The sequence below is a fragment of the Pseudomonas sp. SC3(2021) genome, assembly GCF_019856535.1.
Taxonomy (GTDB): Bacteria; Pseudomonadota; Gammaproteobacteria; order Pseudomonadales; family Pseudomonadaceae; genus Aquipseudomonas; species Aquipseudomonas monsensis.
The window spans coordinates 654548-671925 of sequence record NZ_CP082236.1 but is presented as its reverse complement, the minus strand read 5'-3'; the positions used below and the strand labels follow the sequence as shown (position 1 = coordinate 671925).

The following is a 17378-nucleotide window of genomic DNA, read 5'->3' as shown; positions in this document are numbered from 1 at the left end:
GCAATACGTGGGTGAGCGCGCAGGCAGCACTTTGCAGTGCTGCCTGTTGGCGTTTATCTTCTGTCAGTCTTCATCCAGGCCGGTTTGATGCCGTATGAATAAACAGAACATTTGCCTGGGAGGAGCGGCTTATTAAACCGCTTTTCGCCAAGGGCCCTTCGTTGGGTGTGCGCCTGTTGGTGCTGGCCGTGCTGTCGGTCGCGCTGATGGTGGTCGATGCCCGATTCGATCTGCTCAAGCCTGCGCGCAAACAAGCGTCGCTGGTGCTGATGGATGCCTACTGGATCACTGACCTGCCCGGTCGCCTGTGGGAAGGTGTCGCCAGCCAGTTCGGCAGCCGCACTGAGCTTGTTGCCGAAAACGAAAAACTCAAGACCGAGAACCTGCTGTTGCAGGGCCGCATGCAAAAGCTTGCCGCCCTCACCGAGCAGAACGTGCGGCTGCGCGAGTTGCTCAATTCCTCCGCACTGGTCAACGAAAAGGTCGAAGTGGCCGAGTTGATCGGCATGGACCCCAACCCCTTCACTCATCGCATCATCATCAATAAAGGTGAGCGCGACGGCGTGGTGCTCGGTCAGCCGGTGCTCGATGCCCGCGGCTTGATGGGGCAGGTGGTCGAGTTGATGCCTTACACCTCCCGTGTCCTGCTGCTCACTGACAGTACCCACAGCATTCCCGTGCAGGTGAACCGCAACGGCCTGCGGGCGATTGCCAGCGGTACCGGTAACCCTGAACGACTGGAATTGCGTCACGTCGCCGATACTGCAGACATCAAGGAAGGCGATCTGCTGGTCAGTTCCGGCCTTGGCCAGCGCTTCCCGGCGGGCTATCCGGTCGCCACCGTGAAAGAAGTGATTCACGATTCCGGTCAGCCGTTTGCCATTGTCCGCGCCGTGCCGACGGCCGCACTGAACCGCAGCCGCTACATGTTGCTGGTGTTCAGCGACAACCGCACCGCCGAAGAGCGTGCCAACGACGCAGCGCAGGCGCAGGAAAATCTTGATGCCCAGGGCGGTGGCCCGGTGATCCCAACGACAGTGCCGAAAACCGTGACCCCGCCGGCTGCCGCAACAACGCCTGCGACGTCGCCGGCTGCACCGGCTGCACCGGCCGCCAGCGCTGCGCCGGCCAAACCCGCAGCAAGCAAGCCGCCAGTGCCTGCAAAACCACCGGCCGCCACACCGGCCGCCAGTAAACCACCGGCGAATCCGCCTGCTGCTCGACCGGCGGCCAAACCGCCTGTCACCGCGCCGGCAACCACCGGGAGGCAAGAATAATGGTCGGGGCTACCGCATCGCGTAACGGCTGGATCGTCTGGCTGACGTTTGTCGTCGGCATATTGCTCAGCGTGTCGCCATTGCCGATCTTCATGGAGATCCTGCGCCCGCTGTGGCTGGCCTTGCTTCTGACGTTCTGGGCCTTGTACCTGCCGCATACGGTGGGCATGGTCACGGCGTTCTGCCTGGGACTGGCCGAAGACGTGCTGCAGGGCGACCTGCTCGGTCAGAACGCCTTGATCCTTTCCCTGATCACCTTTCTGGTTCTGTCATTGCAACAACGCCTGCGGATGTTCCCGATGTGGCAGCAGTGCCTGGTGATCCTGGTGATTTTCGGCCTCGCGCAACTGGTCCAGCTGTGGCTCAGTGCCTTGACCGGCAACCGTCAGCCGACCCTTGCGCTGGTACTTCCGGCACTGGTCAGTGCCTTGCTCTGGCCTTGGGTCAGCTTTGCTCTGCGTGGATTGCGCCGCCGCTACAAAATCAATTGATCCGGTGAAGCAGGGCACTGAACAGGGAGATGTTTTGATGAAGCCGCTTTACCTCGCCTCCGGATCGCCGCGTCGCCGTGAATTGCTCACGCAGATCGGCGTTCCATTCTCCGCCATCAGCGCGGACATCGACGAAACCCCGCTACCCGAAGAATCGCCTTCGGCTTATGTCGAGCGCCTGGCGCGCGGCAAGGCCGAGGCCGGGCAGTGCACGGTCGTTTCCGACGCAGCGTTCTGCGTCCTGGGCGCCGACACCGCAGTGGTGCTCGACGGTAAAATTCTTGGCAAACCGGTGGACGAAGCCGATGCATGCGCCATGCTGATGATGTTGTCTGGCAAGGAGCATGAAGTGCTGACTGCGATCGCCGTGCGCGAAGGCGAGCGCTGCGAGTCGCGGGTGGTGCGCAGTCTGGTGCGGTTTCGGCCGATCGGTCGCGACGAAGCCGCCGCCTATTGGGCCAGCGGCGAGCCCCGGGACAAGGCCGGTGGCTATGGCATTCAGGGGCTTGGCGCGGTGTTTGTCGCCGGCCTCAACGGTAGCTATTCGGCGGTGGTCGGCCTGCCCGTTTGCGAAACCGCAGAACTGTTGGACCATTTCGGCATACCCTGTTGGCAAAACCTGAATGCGCAATAAGCGTCGTACACAAAAGATGCGGCCATTATCGTGAACATGCCTGAACGAGATCCTGCCATGAGTGAAGAGATTCTGATCAACATCACGCCGATGGAGTCGCGCGTGGCGGTGGTCGAAAACGGTGTGCTGCAAGAAGTGCATGTCGAGCGCACGCAAAAACGCGGGATCGTCGGCAACATCTATAAAGGCAAGATTGTCCGCGTACTCCCGGGCATGCAGGCAGCGTTCGTCGACATTGGACTGGACCGTGCCGCGTTCATTCACGCGGCGGAAATCTCCCTGCGTGAAGGGCCTGCGGTGGAGAGCATCAGTTCGCTGGTGCACGAAGGCCAGAGTCTGGTGGTGCAAGTCACCAAGGATCCGATCGGTTCCAAGGGCGCGCGCCTGACCACACAGTTGTCGATTCCTTCGCGCTATCTGGTCTACATGCCGCGCACCGCCCACGTTGGCATTTCCCTGAAAATCGAAGACGAAGCCGAGCGCGAGCGCCTCAAGCAGGTGGTCAGCGATTGTGTGGCCAAGGAAGGGATCAAGGAGGCGGGCGGGTTTATTCTGCGCACGGCCGCCGAAGGTGCCGGTGCCGACGAGATCCTCATGGACATCCGTTACCTGCGCCGTCTGTGGGATCAGATCAACGAGCAGATCAAAACCATCGCTGCACCGAGCGTGATCTACGAAGACCTTGGCCTGGCGTTGCGCACCCTGCGTGATCTGGTCAATCCGAAGATCGAGAAGATCCGCATTGATTCGCGGGAAACCTTCCAGAAAACCACGCAGTTCGTCGCCGAACTGATGCCGGAAATCGCCGATCGTCTGGAACACTACCCGGGCGAGCGACCGATTTTCGATCTGTATGGCGTCGAAGACGAAATCCAGAAGGCCCTCGAGCGCAAGGTGCCGTTGAAGTCCGGTGGTTATCTGGTGGTCGATCCGGCGGAAGCCATGACCACCATTGATGTGAACACCGGGGCGTTCGTCGGCCATCGCAATCTGGAAGAAACCATCTTCAAGACCAATCTCGAAGCGGCCACGGCGATTGCCCGGCAGATGCGCCTGCGCAATCTCGGCGGGATCATCATCATCGACTTCATCGACATGGAAGACGAAGAACATCAGCGCCAGGTGCTGCGCACCCTGGAGAAACAGCTGGAGCGCGATCACGCCAAGACCAACATCATCGGCATCACCGAGCTGGGCCTGGTGCAGATGACCCGCAAGCGTACCCGTGAAAGTCTTGAGCAGGTATTGTGCGAACCGTGCAGCAGTTGTCAGGGGCGCGGCAAACTGAAGACGGCGGAAACCATCTGTTATGAGATTTTCCGCGAGATTCTTCGCGAGGCCCGCGCCTATCAGGCCGAGGGTTATCGAGTGCTGGCGAACCAGAAAGTGGTCGATCGCCTGCTCGACGAAGAATCCGGTAACGTCGCCGAGCTTGAAGGGTTTATCGGTCGCACCATACGCTTTCAGGTGGAAACCATGTATTCCCAGGAACAATACGACGTGGTGCTGCTCTGATCACCTGCGTCACATTCAATCCACCGCGGCTGGCCTCAGCTTTTCGCAGTATTTTCGCCATGGGAGCCAACTGACATGGAGCGTCTGACACGCATTCTGGCCGCGCTCACCCGTTGGGGATTGGGCCTGTGCGCGTTGGTTCTGGTGTTGATGGCGTTGTACGTCAGTCTTGGCCGTGAGCTGACCCCGCTGGTGGCCGAGTATCGCGCCGACATCGAAGACAAGGCCAGTGCGGCTTTGGGCATGCCGCTGCAGATCGGTGAGCTGGAAGGCAACTGGAGCGGGTTTGCGCCGATCCTGCTCGCCCACGACGTCATGGTTGGCGACGGCGCCAATGCTCTGCGCCTGGATCGGGTGCGTGCCGTACCGGATCTGTGGGCCAGCCTGTTGGCCCGCGAAGTGCGCATCGCTCATCTGGAACTCAATGGTCTGAAGATCAGCCTCAAGGAAGCGGCGGACGGCCGTTGGGCGCTGGAAGGCCTGCCGGTGCAGAACGATCAGCCGCTCGATCCGCAGCAACTGTTCAACCGCTCGCAAATGATCCAGCAACTGTCGGTGCTCGACAGTCAGGTAACCTTGCAGCCGCAGGATCACGCGCCAATGACGCTGACCTATGTCGGCCTCAACCTGAAAACCGGCGCCAGTCGGCAACGCCTCGATGCGCGTTTGACCCTGCCGGATGGCCAGCCCGTTGCGCTGAGCCTGCGTACGCGGATTCGCCCTGATCAATGGCAGGACAGTGTGGTGGACGGCTATGCCAGCCTGCCGCAAAGCGACTGGGCGAAGTGGTTGCCCGAGCGCTTGACCCAGCAATGGCATTTCTCCGAGCTCAAGGCCGGTGGCGAGCTCTGGTTCAACTGGGCCGAGGGCGCTCTGCAAATTGCCTCGCTGCGCCTGAACGCGCCGCAACTGACCGGTGCCTATGCCGAGCGCAAACCGATTCAGATACACAATCTGGCGCTCAACGCTTACTACCGTAACAGCGCCGAGGGTGCGACGGTCACCTTCGATTCACTGGCGATGAGCATTGGCGAAACCCGCTGGGAATCGCGCGTGCAGCTGCAGCAGACCCGTGCGAGTGACAAGGTTGAAGAGCTTTGGCATCTGCAGGCCGATCGCCTCGACCTGACCCCGATCACCCCGTTGCTCAACGCCCTGGGGCCATTGCCGCAAGGTTTCGCCACCGTGGTCGATCACCTCAACGTCACCGGCGGCCTGCGTAATGTGTTGCTGGATTTCCGACCCAACGCCACTGATGGCAGCAAGTTCAGCTTCGCGGCCAATCTCGATAGCGTCGGTTTCGATGCCTATCACGGTGCGCCGGCCGCCCGTAATGTCAGTGGCAGTCTCAGCGGTAACCTCGACGGTGGCGAGTTGCGCATGGACAGTAAGGATTTCGTCCTGCACCTTGATCCGATCTTCGCCAAGCCCTGGCAGTATCTGCAGGCCAATGCGCGGCTGACCTGGAAACTCGATAAAGACGGCTTCACCCTGATCGCACCGTACCTGAAGGTGCTCGGCGAAGAGGGCAAGATTGCCGGCGACTTCCTGATTCGCCTGCACTTCGACCATAGCCAGGAAGACTACATGGACCTGCGGGTCGGGCTGGTCGAGGGCGATGGTCGCTACACTGCCAAGTATCTGCCCAAGGTCTTGAGTCCGGCGCTGGATGAATGGCTGCGCACCGCCATTCTCAAAGGCGCAGTGGATCAGGGCTTCTTCCAGTATCAAGGCTCGCTGAACAAGGACGCGGGCGATGCGGATCGCAGTATCAGCCTGTTCTTCAAGGTGCATGACGCCGAACTGGCCTTCCAGCCGGGCTGGCCTCACGTCAACAACGTCAGTGGCGACGTGTTCATCGAAGACAGCGGTGTGCGCATCTGGGCCGACAAGGGCCAGTTGCTCGATACTCAGGTCAGTGATGTGTTCGTCAATATTCCCCATGTGCCTGCCGGCCAACATACCCATCTGTTTCTCGACGGGGCTTTTGCCGGTGGCCTGGGCGATGGCTTGAAGATTCTTCAAGAGGCGCCGATCGGTACGGGCGAAACCTTCGCCGGCTGGGAAGGCGCCGGCGATCTGCAGGGCAAGCTCAAGCTGGACGTGCCGCTGGACAAGGGCGGCGATCAGCCGAAGATTCTGGTCGACTTCAAGACCGCCAATGCACGGTTGCAGCTGGCAGAGCCGAAGCTGGAACTGACGCAGCTCAAAGGTGACTTCCGTTTCGACAGCGGCAAAGGCCTCAGCGGGCAGAACATCGCGGCGCGAGCGTTCGACAAGCCTGTCACGGCGCAGATTTTTGCCGACGGCAGCGCCAAAAAACTCAAGACCCGGGTGGCCGCGTCGGGGCAGGTCGAAGTCAAGAAACTCACCGACTGGCTGGGCGTGACGCAACCGCTGCCGGTGTCCGGGACGATCCCGTACCAGTTGCAATTGAATCTGGACGGTGCCGACAGTCAGTTGTTGGTCAGCTCCAGCATGAAGGGCGTGGCGGTGGATCTGCCGGCACCGTTCGGCATGGCGGCGGATGTTGGACGCAGCACGGTGTTCCGTATGACCCTGCAAGGGCAGGAGCGACGTTATTGGGTCAACTACGATCAACTGGCCAATTTTACCTTCGCGGCACCACCAGGCAGTTTTGCCGACGGACGTGGCGAACTGTTCCTCGGTGCCGGCGAAGCCGTGCTGCCGGGCGCCAAAGGCTTGCGCATTCGCGGTGTGCTGTCGGAGCTGGACGTGGCGCCGTGGCAGGATCTGGTCAACAAATACGCCGGTCAGGACCCGGGTGGCAGTGCCAAGCAACTGTTGAACAGTGCCGATTTCAAGATCGGCAAGCTCACGGCGTTTGGCACCACACTTGACCAGGCCTCGGTCCAGGTGAACCGCAAGCCGAGTACGTGGAACCTGGCACTGGACAGCCAGCAGGCCAAAGGCTGGGCGAGCTTGCCGGATGCCAAGAGCACGCCGCTTACGGTGAATCTGCAATACGTCCGCTTGCCGGCACCAGACCCGTCGGTCCAGGCCGATGAGAACTCGCCCGATCCATTGGTCTCGGTCGACCCGACGAAAATCCCCGCGCTGGATATCACCATCAATCAATTGTTTCTCGGCCAGGATCTGGTTGGCGGCTGGTCGCTCAAGGTGCGACCGACCGCCAAAGGCATCGCCCTGAACAGCCTCGATATGGGCCTCAAAGGCATCCTGTTGCAGGGGAACGGTGGCTGGGAAGGTGCGCCGGGGGCGACCAACAGTTGGTTCAAGGGGCGGATCGCTGGCAAGAACCTGGCCGATGTCCTCAAAGGCTGGGGCTTTGCCCCGAGTGTGACCAGCGAGGAATTCCGCATGGACGTCGACGGCCGTTGGCCGGGCTCGCCGGCGTGGCTGGCGACCAAACGTTTCTCGGGCACCCTCGATGCATCGTTGAACAAGGGCCAGTTTGTCGAAGTGGAGGGCGGGGCCCAGGCATTGCGGGTGTTTGGCCTGCTTAACTTCAACTCCATCGGCCGCCGCTTGCGTCTGGACTTCTCCGACCTGTTCGGCAAAGGCCTGAGCTATGACCGGGTCAAAGGCCTGTTGGTGGCGAACAACGGCGTTTACGTGACCCGCGAGCCGATCCGCCTGACCGGGCCGTCGAGCAACATCGAACTGGACGGGACGCTGGATCTGGTCGGCGAACAGGTCGATGCCAAGTTGCTGGTGACCTTGCCGGTGACCAACAACCTGCCGATTGCCGCGCTGATCGTGGGCGCACCGGCTGTTGGTGGTGCCTTATTCCTGATCGACAAACTGATCGGCGACCGTGTGGCGCGCTTTGCCAGTGTGAAATACACCGTCAAGGGCCCTTGGAAAGAGCCGAAAATCACATTCGACAAGCCTTTTTGAACCGCCGCTAGTAGCATGGCCGAAGCCCCCTGCGCCAGCTTCTGCAGGGTTTGTGTTGATTTGCGGATAAGGAACGGCCATGTCTTTAGCGGTTATTCAAATGGTCAGCCAGAGCGATGTGCTGGCCAATCTGGCCCAGGCCCGACGCCTGCTCGAGCAGGCTGCGGCCGGCGGTGCGAAGCTGGCGGTGTTGCCGGAAAACTTCGCTGCCATGGGCCGTCGCGACATCGCTGACATTGGCCGCGCCGAAGCACTGGGCGAAGGCCCGATCCTGCCGTGGTTGAAACAGACCGCCCGCGACCTCAAGTTATGGATAGTGGCTGGCACGTTGCCGTTACCGCCGCTGGATCAACCGATGGCCAAGGCCAATGCCTGTTCGCTGCTGATCAACGATCAGGGCGACACCGTGGCCCGCTATGACAAGTTGCATTTGTTCGATGTCGATGTGGCGGATAATCGGGGCCGTTACCGCGAATCCGATGACTATGCTTATGGCAGCGGCGTGGTGGTCGCGGACACCCCGGTCGGCCGAGTCGGCCTGACGGTGTGTTACGACCTGCGCTTTCCTGAGCTGTACAGCGAGTTGCGTGCTGCCGGTGCCGAATTGATTACGGCGCCGTCGGCCTTCACCGCGGTGACCGGCGCGGCGCATTGGGACGTGCTGATTCGCGCACGGGCCATCGAGACTCAGTGCTACATATTGGCGGCAGCGCAGGGCGGGACCCATCCGGGACCGCGAGAAACTTTCGGGCATGCGGCGATCATCGATCCATGGGGTCGTGTGCTGGCGCATCAGGATCAAGGCGAAGCGGTGTTGTTGGCCGAACGCGATATCGACGAACAAGCGTCCATCCGGGCGCGCATGCCGGTGGCGAGCCACCGGCGGTTTTTCTCGCAGGGCGCACAGCGACCTGCTTCAGAACACGAATTTAAGGCGTAAACCTATGAGCGAGTTGTTGTCCTCAGTCAGTGATCACTTGTTGGCCCCGGGCGGTGTGACCCTCGAGAGCCTGCAAGGCGTGCTCGGCGATCTGGCCGGTCCGGGCATCGATGCGGCCGACCTGTATTTCCAGGGGCAGATCTCCGAGTCCTGGGCGCTGGAAGACGGCATCGTCAAGGAAGGCAGCTTCAACCTCGACCAGGGTGTCGGTGTGCGTGCGCAATCCGGCGAAAAGACCGGTTTTGCCTACAGCAACGCAATTACCCTCGAAGCCCTCGGTGCTGCGGCCCGTGCCGCGCGTTCGATTTCCCGTGCCGGGCAGAACGGCAAAGTGCAGGCGTTTACCACGCAGGACGTTGCCCAGTTGTACGCGCCGGATAACCCGCTGGAAGTGCTGAGCCGTGCGGAGAAGGTCGAACTGCTCAAGCGCATCGACGTCGCCACCCGCGCTCTCGATCCACGGATTCAGCAGGTCAGTGTGAGCATGGCCGGGGTCTGGGAACGGATTCTGGTGGCGTCCACCGATGGCGGTCTGGCGGCCGATGTGCGGCCGCTGGTGCGTTTCAATGTCAGTGTGATCGTTGAACAGAATGGCCGTCGCGAGCGCGGCGGGCACGGCGGTGGCGGGCGTACCGATTACCGGTATTTCCTCGCCGAAGACCGCGCCATGGGCTATGCCCGTGAGGCGTTGCGTCAGGCCCTGGTGAACCTGGAAGCGATTCCGGCACCGGCCGGCACTTTGCCGGTGGTGTTAGGTTCGGGCTGGTCCGGTGTGCTGCTGCACGAAGCAGTCGGCCACGGTCTGGAAGGCGACTTCAACCGCAAGGGCAGCTCTGCCTACAGCGGGCGCATGGGCGAAATGGTTGCATCCAAACTCTGCACCATCGTTGATGACGGCACGTTGGCCGGTCGTCGCGGTTCGCTGAGCGTCGACGACGAAGGTACGCCGACCGAGTGCACCACGCTGATCGAAAACGGCGTGCTCAAGGGCTACATGCAGGACAAGCTCAACGCGCGGCTGATGGGGGTGGCCCGTACTGGCAACGGTCGTCGCGAATCCTATGCGCATCTGCCGATGCCACGGATGACCAACACCTACATGCTTGGCGGGGAAAGCGATCCGGCGGAAATCATCGCTTCGGTGAAGAGAGGCATCTACTGCGCCAACCTTGGCGGCGGTCAGGTCGATATCACCAGCGGCAAGTTCGTGTTCTCTACCAGCGAGGCGTACCTGATCGAAGACGGCAAGATCACCGCGCCGGTCAAAGGCGCGACGTTGATCGGCAACGGCCCCGAGGCGATGAGCCGGGTGTCGATGGTCGGTAACGATCTGGCGCTGGACAGCGGTGTGGGGACGTGTGGCAAGGACGGACAGTCGGTGCCGGTGGGTGTCGGTCAGCCGACGCTGAAGATCGATGCGATTACCGTGGGTGGCACGGGCGCATAAGACGAGGCGGAGCTTCGGGTGGCACGCAGGGCGGCCACCCGATGACGAATATCAACGCAGGCCGCGTTGCGTATCGTCCAGCTCGCGGATGTACTTGAAGATTTTACGGCTGGAAGCAGGCGGTTTGTTTTGCGCAACCTCGTGCTGGGCCTGACGGATCAGGGAACGCAATTGCTGGCGATCGGCGTCAGGGTACTCGACGACGAATTTCTCCAGCACGGCATCGTCACCGGCGATCAGGCGGTCACGCCAGCGTTCGAGATTGTGGAAACGCTCGTTGTACTGACGGGTAGAGGCATCGAGTTGATCGAGCAGGGTCAGAATGGCGTCAGTGTCCTGATCGCGCATCAGTTTGCCGATGAACTGCAGGTGCCGTTTACGCGCGATATTCGCGGTGTGCTTGGGCGCATCGGCCAGTGCTCGACGCAAGGCGTCGGTCAACGGCAGTTTTGCCTGCAAGTCGGGCTTGAGTGTTGTAAGGCGCTCGCCCAGGTCAACCAGAGCATGCAGCTCGCGTTTGACCTGAGATTTGCTTTTTTCTCCCGTATCGAGGGAGTCGTCGTAAGAATCAACCATGGTGGCAGTCCGCAAAGAAACGCCGCCATGATAACCAGTCGGGGGCCGCTTGTCCGGCCCGGTCGCTCGATGACCCCAGCCGAAAGCAGAATTTGAGTGGAGATGAGCATGAGTGCAGTTGAAAGCGTCGGCCCGCAGGCATTGCCGGCACTGCAGGAACAGGTCGAGCAGATCATCGCCGAGGCCAAGCGTCAGGGCGCCAGCGCCTGTGAAGTCGCGGTGTCGCTGGAGCAAGGCTTGTCGACGTCGGTGCGTCAGCGTGAAGTCGAAACGGTCGAATTCAACCGCGACCAGGGCTTTGGCATCACCCTGTACGTCGGCCAGCGCAAAGGCTCGGCCAGTACGTCGGCGACCGGACCGGACGCGATTCGCGAAACCGTCGCCGCCGCATTGGCGATTGCCAGGCACACCTCGGAAGACGAAGCCTCGGGCCTGGCCGATGCGGCACTGATGGCCAAGGATCTGCAGGATTTCGACCTGTTCCACGAATGGGACATCACCCCGGAGCAGGCGATCGAGAAGGCCCTGCTCTGTGAAGCCGCGGCGTTCGATGCCGATGCGCGGATCAAGAACGCTGACGGCACCACCCTCAGCACCCATCAGGGCTGCCGGGTTTACGGCAACAGCCACGGTTTCATCGGTGGCTACGCCTCGACGCGGCATAGCCTGAGTTGCGTCATGATCGCCGAGGCCGATGGCCAGATGCAGCGCGATTATTGGTACGACGTGAACCGTCAGGGCAGTTTGCTGGCGGATCCGGTGAGTATCGGCCAGCGCGCCGCGCAACGGGCGGCGAGCCGCCTGGGCGCGCGTCCGGTGCCGACCTGCGAGGTGCCGGTGCTGTTTTCTGCAGAACTGGCGGGTGGTTTGTTCGGCAGTTTCCTGTCGGCGGTGTCCGGCGGCAGTCTGTACCGCAAATCGTCGTTCCTTGAAGGCACGCTGGGGCAGAAGCTGTTCCCGGAATGGCTGACCATCGACGAGCGTCCGCACTTGATGCGTGCGATGGGCAGCGCCTCGTACGACGGTGATGGTCTGGCAACGTATGCCAAACCGTTCGTCGAAAAGGGTGAGTTGGTCTCGTACATCCTTGGCACGTACTCCGGGCGCAAGCTGGGCATGCCGAGCACCGCCAACGCCGGCGGTGTGCACAACCTGTTCGTCACCCATGGTGAGGAAGACCAGGCGGCGCTGCTGCGGCGCATGGGCCGTGGGCTGTTGGTCACCGAATTGATGGGCCACGGCTTGAATATGGTCACCGGCGACTATTCGCGCGGGGCGGCGGGTTTCTGGGTCGAGAACGGCGAAATCCAGTTCGCGGTGCAGGAAGTGACCATCGCCGGCAACATGCGCGACATGTTCAAGCAGATCGTCGCGGTCGGCAATGATCTGGAGCTGCGCAGCAATATCCGCACCGGTTCGGTGTTGATCGAGCGCATGACGGTGGCAGGCAGCTAAGCTCGGCCCGTCACACACAAAAAGGCGCGCCATCCCTCTGGGTGGCGCGCCTTTTTTTGTAGCGCACAAATCCCGCTCCCACCATTTGATGCACAGCTCATGCTTGTTTTGGTTCTCATTATCATTTAATAATAAATCTCATCTTAGAATGAGTCCCGGATCATGAGTTCTGCCCTGCACGAGCAGCCGTACCTCGAAAGCTGGCGCTGGATGAGTCGCCAGATCCGTTGCGCGATGGATTCCGACGAGCCGCGCCTGATCGAACACTACCTCGCCGAAGGCCGGTACCTGGCCTGTTGTACGGCAACTTCTCCGTGGACCATCGCTGAAACTTCCTTCCGTCTGCTGCTCGACACGGCCACCGACATCGCCTTGCCGTGGCATTGGCGCAGCCTGTGTCTCGATCAAGCCTGGCGCCCATTGCGGGACATGGAGCGCCTGTCGCTGTGCGTCTGCCGGCTCCAGCGCTGGCAACGCTACACCTGGCAGCTCGCGACCTGTGAGTTGCTTCCCTCGATTTCTCTCATTGACCGGGTACAAGGATTTTCAGATGACCAAGACACGTATTGAGCGTGACAGCATGGGCGAACTGCAGGTGCCGGTGGACGCACTCTACGGCGCACAGACCCAGCGCGCCGTGGATAACTTCCCGATCAGCGGCAAGCCGATGCCGAGACAATTCATCCGCGCGCTGATTCTGGCGAAAGCTGCGGCCGCCCGCGCCAACGTTGAACTCAACCAGCTCAGCGCCGCCCAGGGCAAGGCCATCAGTGACGCCGCCCAAGGTTTGCTCGAAGGCGATTTCATGCAGCATTTTCCGGTGGATATCTTCCAGACCGGTTCTGGCACCAGTTCCAACATGAACGCCAACGAAGTGCTCGCGACCCTCGCCAGCCGTCTGCTCGACGAGCCGGTCAATCCCAATGATCACGTCAACTGCGGCCAGAGCAGCAATGACATGATCCCTACCACCATTCACGTCAGTGCCGCCCTGGCGTTGCACGAACAACTGCTGCCGGCGCTGCTGCACCTGGTGCAGGTGATCGAAAAGAAAGCCGCACAAGTGCATCACCACGTCAAAACCGGGCGCACGCATTTGATGGACGCGATGCCCGTGCGCATGAGCCAGGTGTTGAACGGTTGGGCGCAGCAGCTCAAGGCCAACATCAGCCATCTGCAGGATTTGCTGCCGAGCCTGCAATGTCTGGCGCAGGGCGGCACGGCGGTGGGCACCGGGATCAACGCGCATCCCGAGTTTGCCGCCTGTTTCAGCCGTCAACTCAGCCAAATGACCCATGTGCAGTTCACGCCGGGTAAGGACCTGTTCGCACTGATCGGCTCGCAAGACACCGCCGTCGCCGTCTCCGGCCAGCTCAAGGCCACCGCCGTGTCACTGATGAAAATCGCCAACGACCTGCGCTGGATGAACTCCGGCCCGCTCGCCGGCCTTGGCGAAATCGAGCTTGAAGGCCTGCAACCCGGCTCGTCGATCATGCCGGGCAAGGTCAATCCGGTGATTCCGGAAGCCACCGCCATGGTCGCCGCGCAAGTGATCGGCAACGACTCGGTGATCACCATCGCCGGTCAGTCGGGCAATTTTGAGCTGAACGTGATGCTGCCGATCATTGCCCAGAACCTGCTGAGCAGCATCGAACTGCTGGCCAATTCCAGCCGTCTGCTCGGCGACAAGGCCATCGCCAGCTTCAAGGTCAACGAGTCGCGGCTCAAGGAAGCGCTGGCGCGCAACCCGATTCTGGTCACCGCACTCAACCCGATCATCGGTTACCAGAAAGCTGCGGAAATCGCCAAGCAGGCCTACAAGCAGGGGCGCCCGGTGATCGACGTCGCGCTGGAACACACCAACCTGTCGCGCAGCCAACTGGAAGAGTTGCTCAATCCCGAGAAACTCACCGCCGGCGGCGTGTAAATCCCGTAACCGCTTTGGAGGTTCACCATGGAGCACTGGAAACGCACGATCGAACGGGCCAATCGCTGCTTCATGCTGGGCGAACTGATAGATGCCCGTGAGGCTTATCTGCAAGCGCTGGCCCTGGCGCAAGTGTTGTTCGAGCGCTGGCCGGATGCCGATGAAGCGGTGGCGGCCTGCGTCATCTCCCACCACAACCTGGCGGATCTGCACCTGCGCCTGAATCAGCCGGAGGAAAGCGCCGAATATCTCTGCGCGATCCACCAACGGCTGTTGCAGACCATGCAGGACGAGCGCCTGCGCATGGCCCTGCGGGAAGCGGCGCTGCGCCAGAGCAGCAAGACCTATGTCGAACTGCTGAATTTCATCAGCGAACACGGCGAGTACCCGCGTACCCAGCGTCTGCTGCATCCCGACACCGGCAATGCGCGCCGTGCGCCTGCCACCCATCACCATGGAGTTCATTGAAATGGCTTTTACCTTGCCTGCCTTGCCTTACGCCTACGATGCGCTGGAACCGCACATCGACGCGCAGACCATGGAGATTCACTACACCAAGCATCACCAGACCTACATCAACAACCTCAACGCAGCGATTGAAGGTACCGAGTTTGCCGAGTGGCCGGTCGAGAAACTGGTCGCCAGCGTTCAACAACTACCGGAAAAACTCCGTGCGGCGGTCATCAATCAGGGCGGCGGACACGCCAACCATTCGCTGTTCTGGGAAGTCATGGCGCCCGACGGCGGCGGCAAGCCGGAAGGTGCGCTGGCCGAAGCCATCAATGAGCAACTGGGCGGCCTCGACAGTTTCAAAGAAGCGTTCACCAAGGCTGCGCTGACCCGCTTCGGCAGTGGCTGGGCCTGGCTCAGCGTCACGCCGGAGAAAAAACTGCTGGTGGAGAGCAGCGGCAACCAGGACAGCCCGTTGATGAACGGCAACACACCGATTCTCGGTCTGGACGTCTGGGAGCACGCCTATTACCTGCGCTACCAGAACCGTCGCCCGGAGTACATCAGCGCGTTCTACAACGTGATCAATTGGCCTGAAGTCGCTGCGCGCTATCGGGCCGCACTGGTGTAAGCCTTCTACAAAAACCATCCAGGGTTGACTATGGGCACTGAAACACTGGCGATCGGCAGTGGGCGTATGTTTCGTTACGCGGTGGGATCGCTATTGCTGCTGGCGGGCATGACCTTGCTGGTCGCCCACGGACTGCAATGGCTGGAGCTTGAACCGAGACTGTTGCGGGCCTTGCAGGGTGGAGCGCTCTGCGCCTTGGGCACCGCGCTCGGCGCGGTGCCGGTGCTGGTGATTCGCAACATGCCGCAGGCGCTTGGCGATACTTTGCTCGGCTTCGGCGCCGGGGTGATGCTGGCGGCGACGGCGTTTTCGCTGATCGTGCCAGGCATCGCCGCTGCAGAAGGTCTTGGCTTGACCCCGTGGGCTGCGAGCGGGCTGATCTGCTTCGGCATCATGCTCGGGGCTTTCGGCCTGTTTCTGGTCGATCGCAAGGTCTCGGGAGCTTCACCGGAAATGTTCGTTGGCACTGTCGAGCATCCAGTGATTGCGCCACGGATCTGGCTGTTCGTGTTCGCCATCATTGCCCATAACATCCCGGAAGGCATGGCGGTCGGCGTTTCCGCCGGCGGCGGCATGCCCGATGCCGACAGTCTGGCGATGGGCATTGCCCTGCAGGATGTGCCGGAAGGTCTGGTGATTGCGCTGGTACTGGCGGGGGCGGGAATGTCACGGGGCAAAGCGTTTTTGATCGGCGCGGCGTCAGGTCTGGTCGAGCCGGTGTTTGCACTGCTCTGTGCGTGGCTGGTCAGCCTGGCGGAGTTGTTATTGCCATTGGGGCTGGCACTGGCGGCGGGGGCGATGTTGCTGGTGGTGACTCACGAAGTAATCCCGGAGTCGCGACGCAATGGTCATGACAAGCTGGCCAGTCTTGGCTTGTTGATCGGCTTCTGTTTGATGATGGTGATGGATACGGCGTTGGGTTGAAGAGATCAAAAGATCGCAGCCTCGGCAGCACCTACAAGGGGATATGTGCGCTGTGGGCTGCGATGGCCTTGGTGGCTTTCAACCACCTTCGTCGAAGTAGTTATTGATCAACGCCACCAGCGCATCCAGCGCTTCCTGTTCCTGATGGCCTTCGGTACTCAGATAGATTTTGGTGCCCTTGCCGGCAGCCAGCATCATCATCGCCATGATGCTTTTGCCATCGACCGTGGTCTCCGGTGTGCGACCCACTCTGATCGTGCAATCGGGATATTGGCCGGCCACGCCAACGAACTTGGCGGACGCGCGGGCATGCAAGCCCAGTTTATTGATGATTTCGATTTCCAGAGCAGGCATCGCGGTGTGAATCCTTTAAGTGAGGTCGCGGTGGCGAACCTGGACGTTCTTCAGGGTTTTCTGCAGGGCCTGACCCAGGCGTTCGGTCAGGTAGACGGAGCGGTGATGCCCGCCGGTGCAGCCAATGGCAATGGTGACGTAGGCGCGGTTACTCGCGGCGAAGCGCGGCAGCCACTTGTGCAGATAGCTGAAGATGTCCTGAAACATCTCCTCGACTTCCGGTTGCGCCGCCAGGTACTCGGCCACGGGTGCGTCCAGCCCGGACTGCGCGCGCAGCTCCGGTTTCCAGTAAGGATTGGGCAGGCAGCGGACGTCGAACACCAGGTCCGCATCCACCGGCATCCCGCGCTTGAAGCCAAATGACTCGACCAGAAAGGCCGTTCCCGGCTCCGGCTGGTTCAGCAGGCGCAACTTGATGGTGTCGCGTAACTGGTAGAGGTTGAGGTTGGTGGTGTTGATTTTCAGGTCGGCCAGATCGGCAATCGGGCCGAGGAGAGCGGTTTCATCACTGATCGCTTCGGCCAATGAACGATTGGCCGTGCTCAAAGGGTGGCGGCGACGGGTTTCCGAAAAACGCTTGAGCAGGGTTTCTTCGTCGGCATCCAGGTACAACACATCGCACTGGATGTGGCGGCTGCGGACTTCTTCAAGCAGCTCCGGAAAGCGCGACAGATGGCTGGGCAGGTTGCGCGCATCAATCGACACGGCCACCAGCGGTTGCGCCAGCTCGGTATGAATCAGCGCGCGTTCGGCCAGTTCCGGCAGCAGGCCGGCCGGCAGGTTGTCGATGCAGTAATAGCCGTTGTCCTCAAGGACATCCAGGGCGGTGCTTTTACCCGAGCCGGAGCGGCCGCTGACAATGATCAAGCGCATGA

16 protein-coding genes are annotated in these 17378 nt (G+C 61.3%); 13 read left to right on the top strand and 3 right to left on the bottom strand.

What is annotated here, in order from left to right:
• Positions 1-167: 167 nt before the first annotated feature.
• The 7 genes from mreC to tldD all read left to right on the top strand — a co-directional run bounded on the left by mreC (position 168) and on the right by tldD (position 10186).
• Positions 168-1277, top strand: coding sequence for a rod shape-determining protein MreC (mreC, locus tag K5Y35_RS03160; protein ID WP_261991808.1), 1110 nt, complete (start codon positions 168-170; stop codon positions 1275-1277).
• The gene (gene mreD, locus K5Y35_RS03155; RefSeq protein ID WP_123464639.1) at positions 1277-1768 is read left to right on the top strand and encodes a rod shape-determining protein MreD; all 492 of its coding nucleotides are present in this window, start codon (positions 1277-1279) and stop codon (positions 1766-1768) included. Before mreC ends, mreD begins: the two co-directional genes overlap by 1 nt.
• A 37-nt stretch (positions 1769-1805) precedes the next feature.
• Positions 1806-2402, top strand: coding sequence for a Maf family protein (locus K5Y35_RS03150; RefSeq protein WP_123464641.1), 597 nt, complete (start codon positions 1806-1808; stop codon positions 2400-2402).
• A gap of 57 nt (positions 2403-2459) precedes the next feature.
• Positions 2460-3917, top strand: coding sequence for a ribonuclease G (gene rng, locus K5Y35_RS03145; protein ID WP_064119353.1), 1458 nt, complete (start codon positions 2460-2462; stop codon positions 3915-3917).
• Positions 3918-3992: 75 nt separating this feature from the next.
• Positions 3993-7799, top strand: a complete 3807-nt coding sequence (locus K5Y35_RS03140) for a YhdP family protein (RefSeq protein ID WP_222833654.1) — start codon at positions 3993-3995, stop codon at positions 7797-7799.
• A gap of 79 nt (positions 7800-7878) precedes the next feature.
• Entirely contained in the window at positions 7879-8739 is an 861-nt protein-coding gene (locus tag K5Y35_RS03135; RefSeq protein ID WP_186745601.1) for a carbon-nitrogen hydrolase family protein, read from the top strand.
• Between the two features lie 4 nt (positions 8740-8743).
• Positions 8744-10186, top strand: a complete 1443-nt coding sequence (tldD, locus tag K5Y35_RS03130; RefSeq protein ID WP_123464647.1) for a metalloprotease TldD — start codon at positions 8744-8746, stop codon at positions 10184-10186.
• 51 nt (positions 10187-10237) lie between these two features.
• Here tldD and yjgA read toward each other — a convergent pair whose 3' ends face one another.
• Complete coding sequence (yjgA, locus tag K5Y35_RS03125; RefSeq protein WP_025109468.1) at positions 10238-10762, bottom strand: ribosome biogenesis factor YjgA; 525 nt, start codon at positions 10760-10762, stop codon at positions 10238-10240.
• A gap of 108 nt (positions 10763-10870) precedes the next feature.
• Between yjgA and pmbA the strand changes: the two genes are divergently transcribed.
• The 6 genes from pmbA (at position 10871) to K5Y35_RS03095 (ending at position 16149) form a co-directional block, all read left to right on the top strand.
• The gene (gene pmbA / locus K5Y35_RS03120; RefSeq protein WP_123464649.1) at positions 10871-12217 is read left to right on the top strand and encodes a metalloprotease PmbA; all 1347 of its coding nucleotides are present in this window, start codon (positions 10871-10873) and stop codon (positions 12215-12217) included.
• 162 nt (positions 12218-12379) lie between these two features.
• Positions 12380-12787: a FagA protein gene (locus tag K5Y35_RS03115; RefSeq protein ID WP_123464651.1), complete on the top strand. Its 408-nt coding sequence runs from the start codon at positions 12380-12382 to the stop codon at positions 12785-12787.
• Entirely contained in the window at positions 12768-14144 is a 1377-nt protein-coding gene (locus K5Y35_RS03110) for a class II fumarate hydratase (protein WP_222833653.1), read from the top strand. The genes K5Y35_RS03115 and K5Y35_RS03110 overlap by 20 nt, the downstream gene beginning before the upstream one ends.
• A gap of 27 nt (positions 14145-14171) precedes the next feature.
• The gene (locus K5Y35_RS03105; RefSeq protein ID WP_123464655.1) at positions 14172-14612 is read left to right on the top strand and encodes a hypothetical protein; all 441 of its coding nucleotides are present in this window, start codon (positions 14172-14174) and stop codon (positions 14610-14612) included.
• 1 nt (position 14613) lies between these two features.
• Positions 14614-15225: a superoxide dismutase gene (locus tag K5Y35_RS03100; protein ID WP_222833652.1), complete on the top strand. Its 612-nt coding sequence runs from the start codon at positions 14614-14616 to the stop codon at positions 15223-15225.
• Between the two features lie 30 nt (positions 15226-15255).
• Positions 15256-16149 (top strand): ZIP family metal transporter, encoded by an 894-nt coding sequence (locus K5Y35_RS03095; RefSeq protein ID WP_222833651.1) that lies wholly within the window; start codon positions 15256-15258, stop codon positions 16147-16149.
• A 78-nt stretch (positions 16150-16227) separates the two neighbouring features.
• Here the strand turns inward: K5Y35_RS03095 and K5Y35_RS03090 are convergent, their stop codons facing one another.
• The gene (locus tag K5Y35_RS03090; RefSeq protein ID WP_008085079.1) at positions 16228-16503 is read right to left on the bottom strand and encodes an HPr family phosphocarrier protein; all 276 of its coding nucleotides are present in this window, start codon (positions 16501-16503) and stop codon (positions 16228-16230) included.
• A gap of 15 nt (positions 16504-16518) precedes the next feature.
• Complete coding sequence (rapZ, locus tag K5Y35_RS03085; RefSeq protein ID WP_123464661.1) at positions 16519-17376, bottom strand: RNase adapter RapZ; 858 nt, start codon at positions 17374-17376, stop codon at positions 16519-16521.
• Positions 17377-17378: the final 2 nt, after the last annotated feature.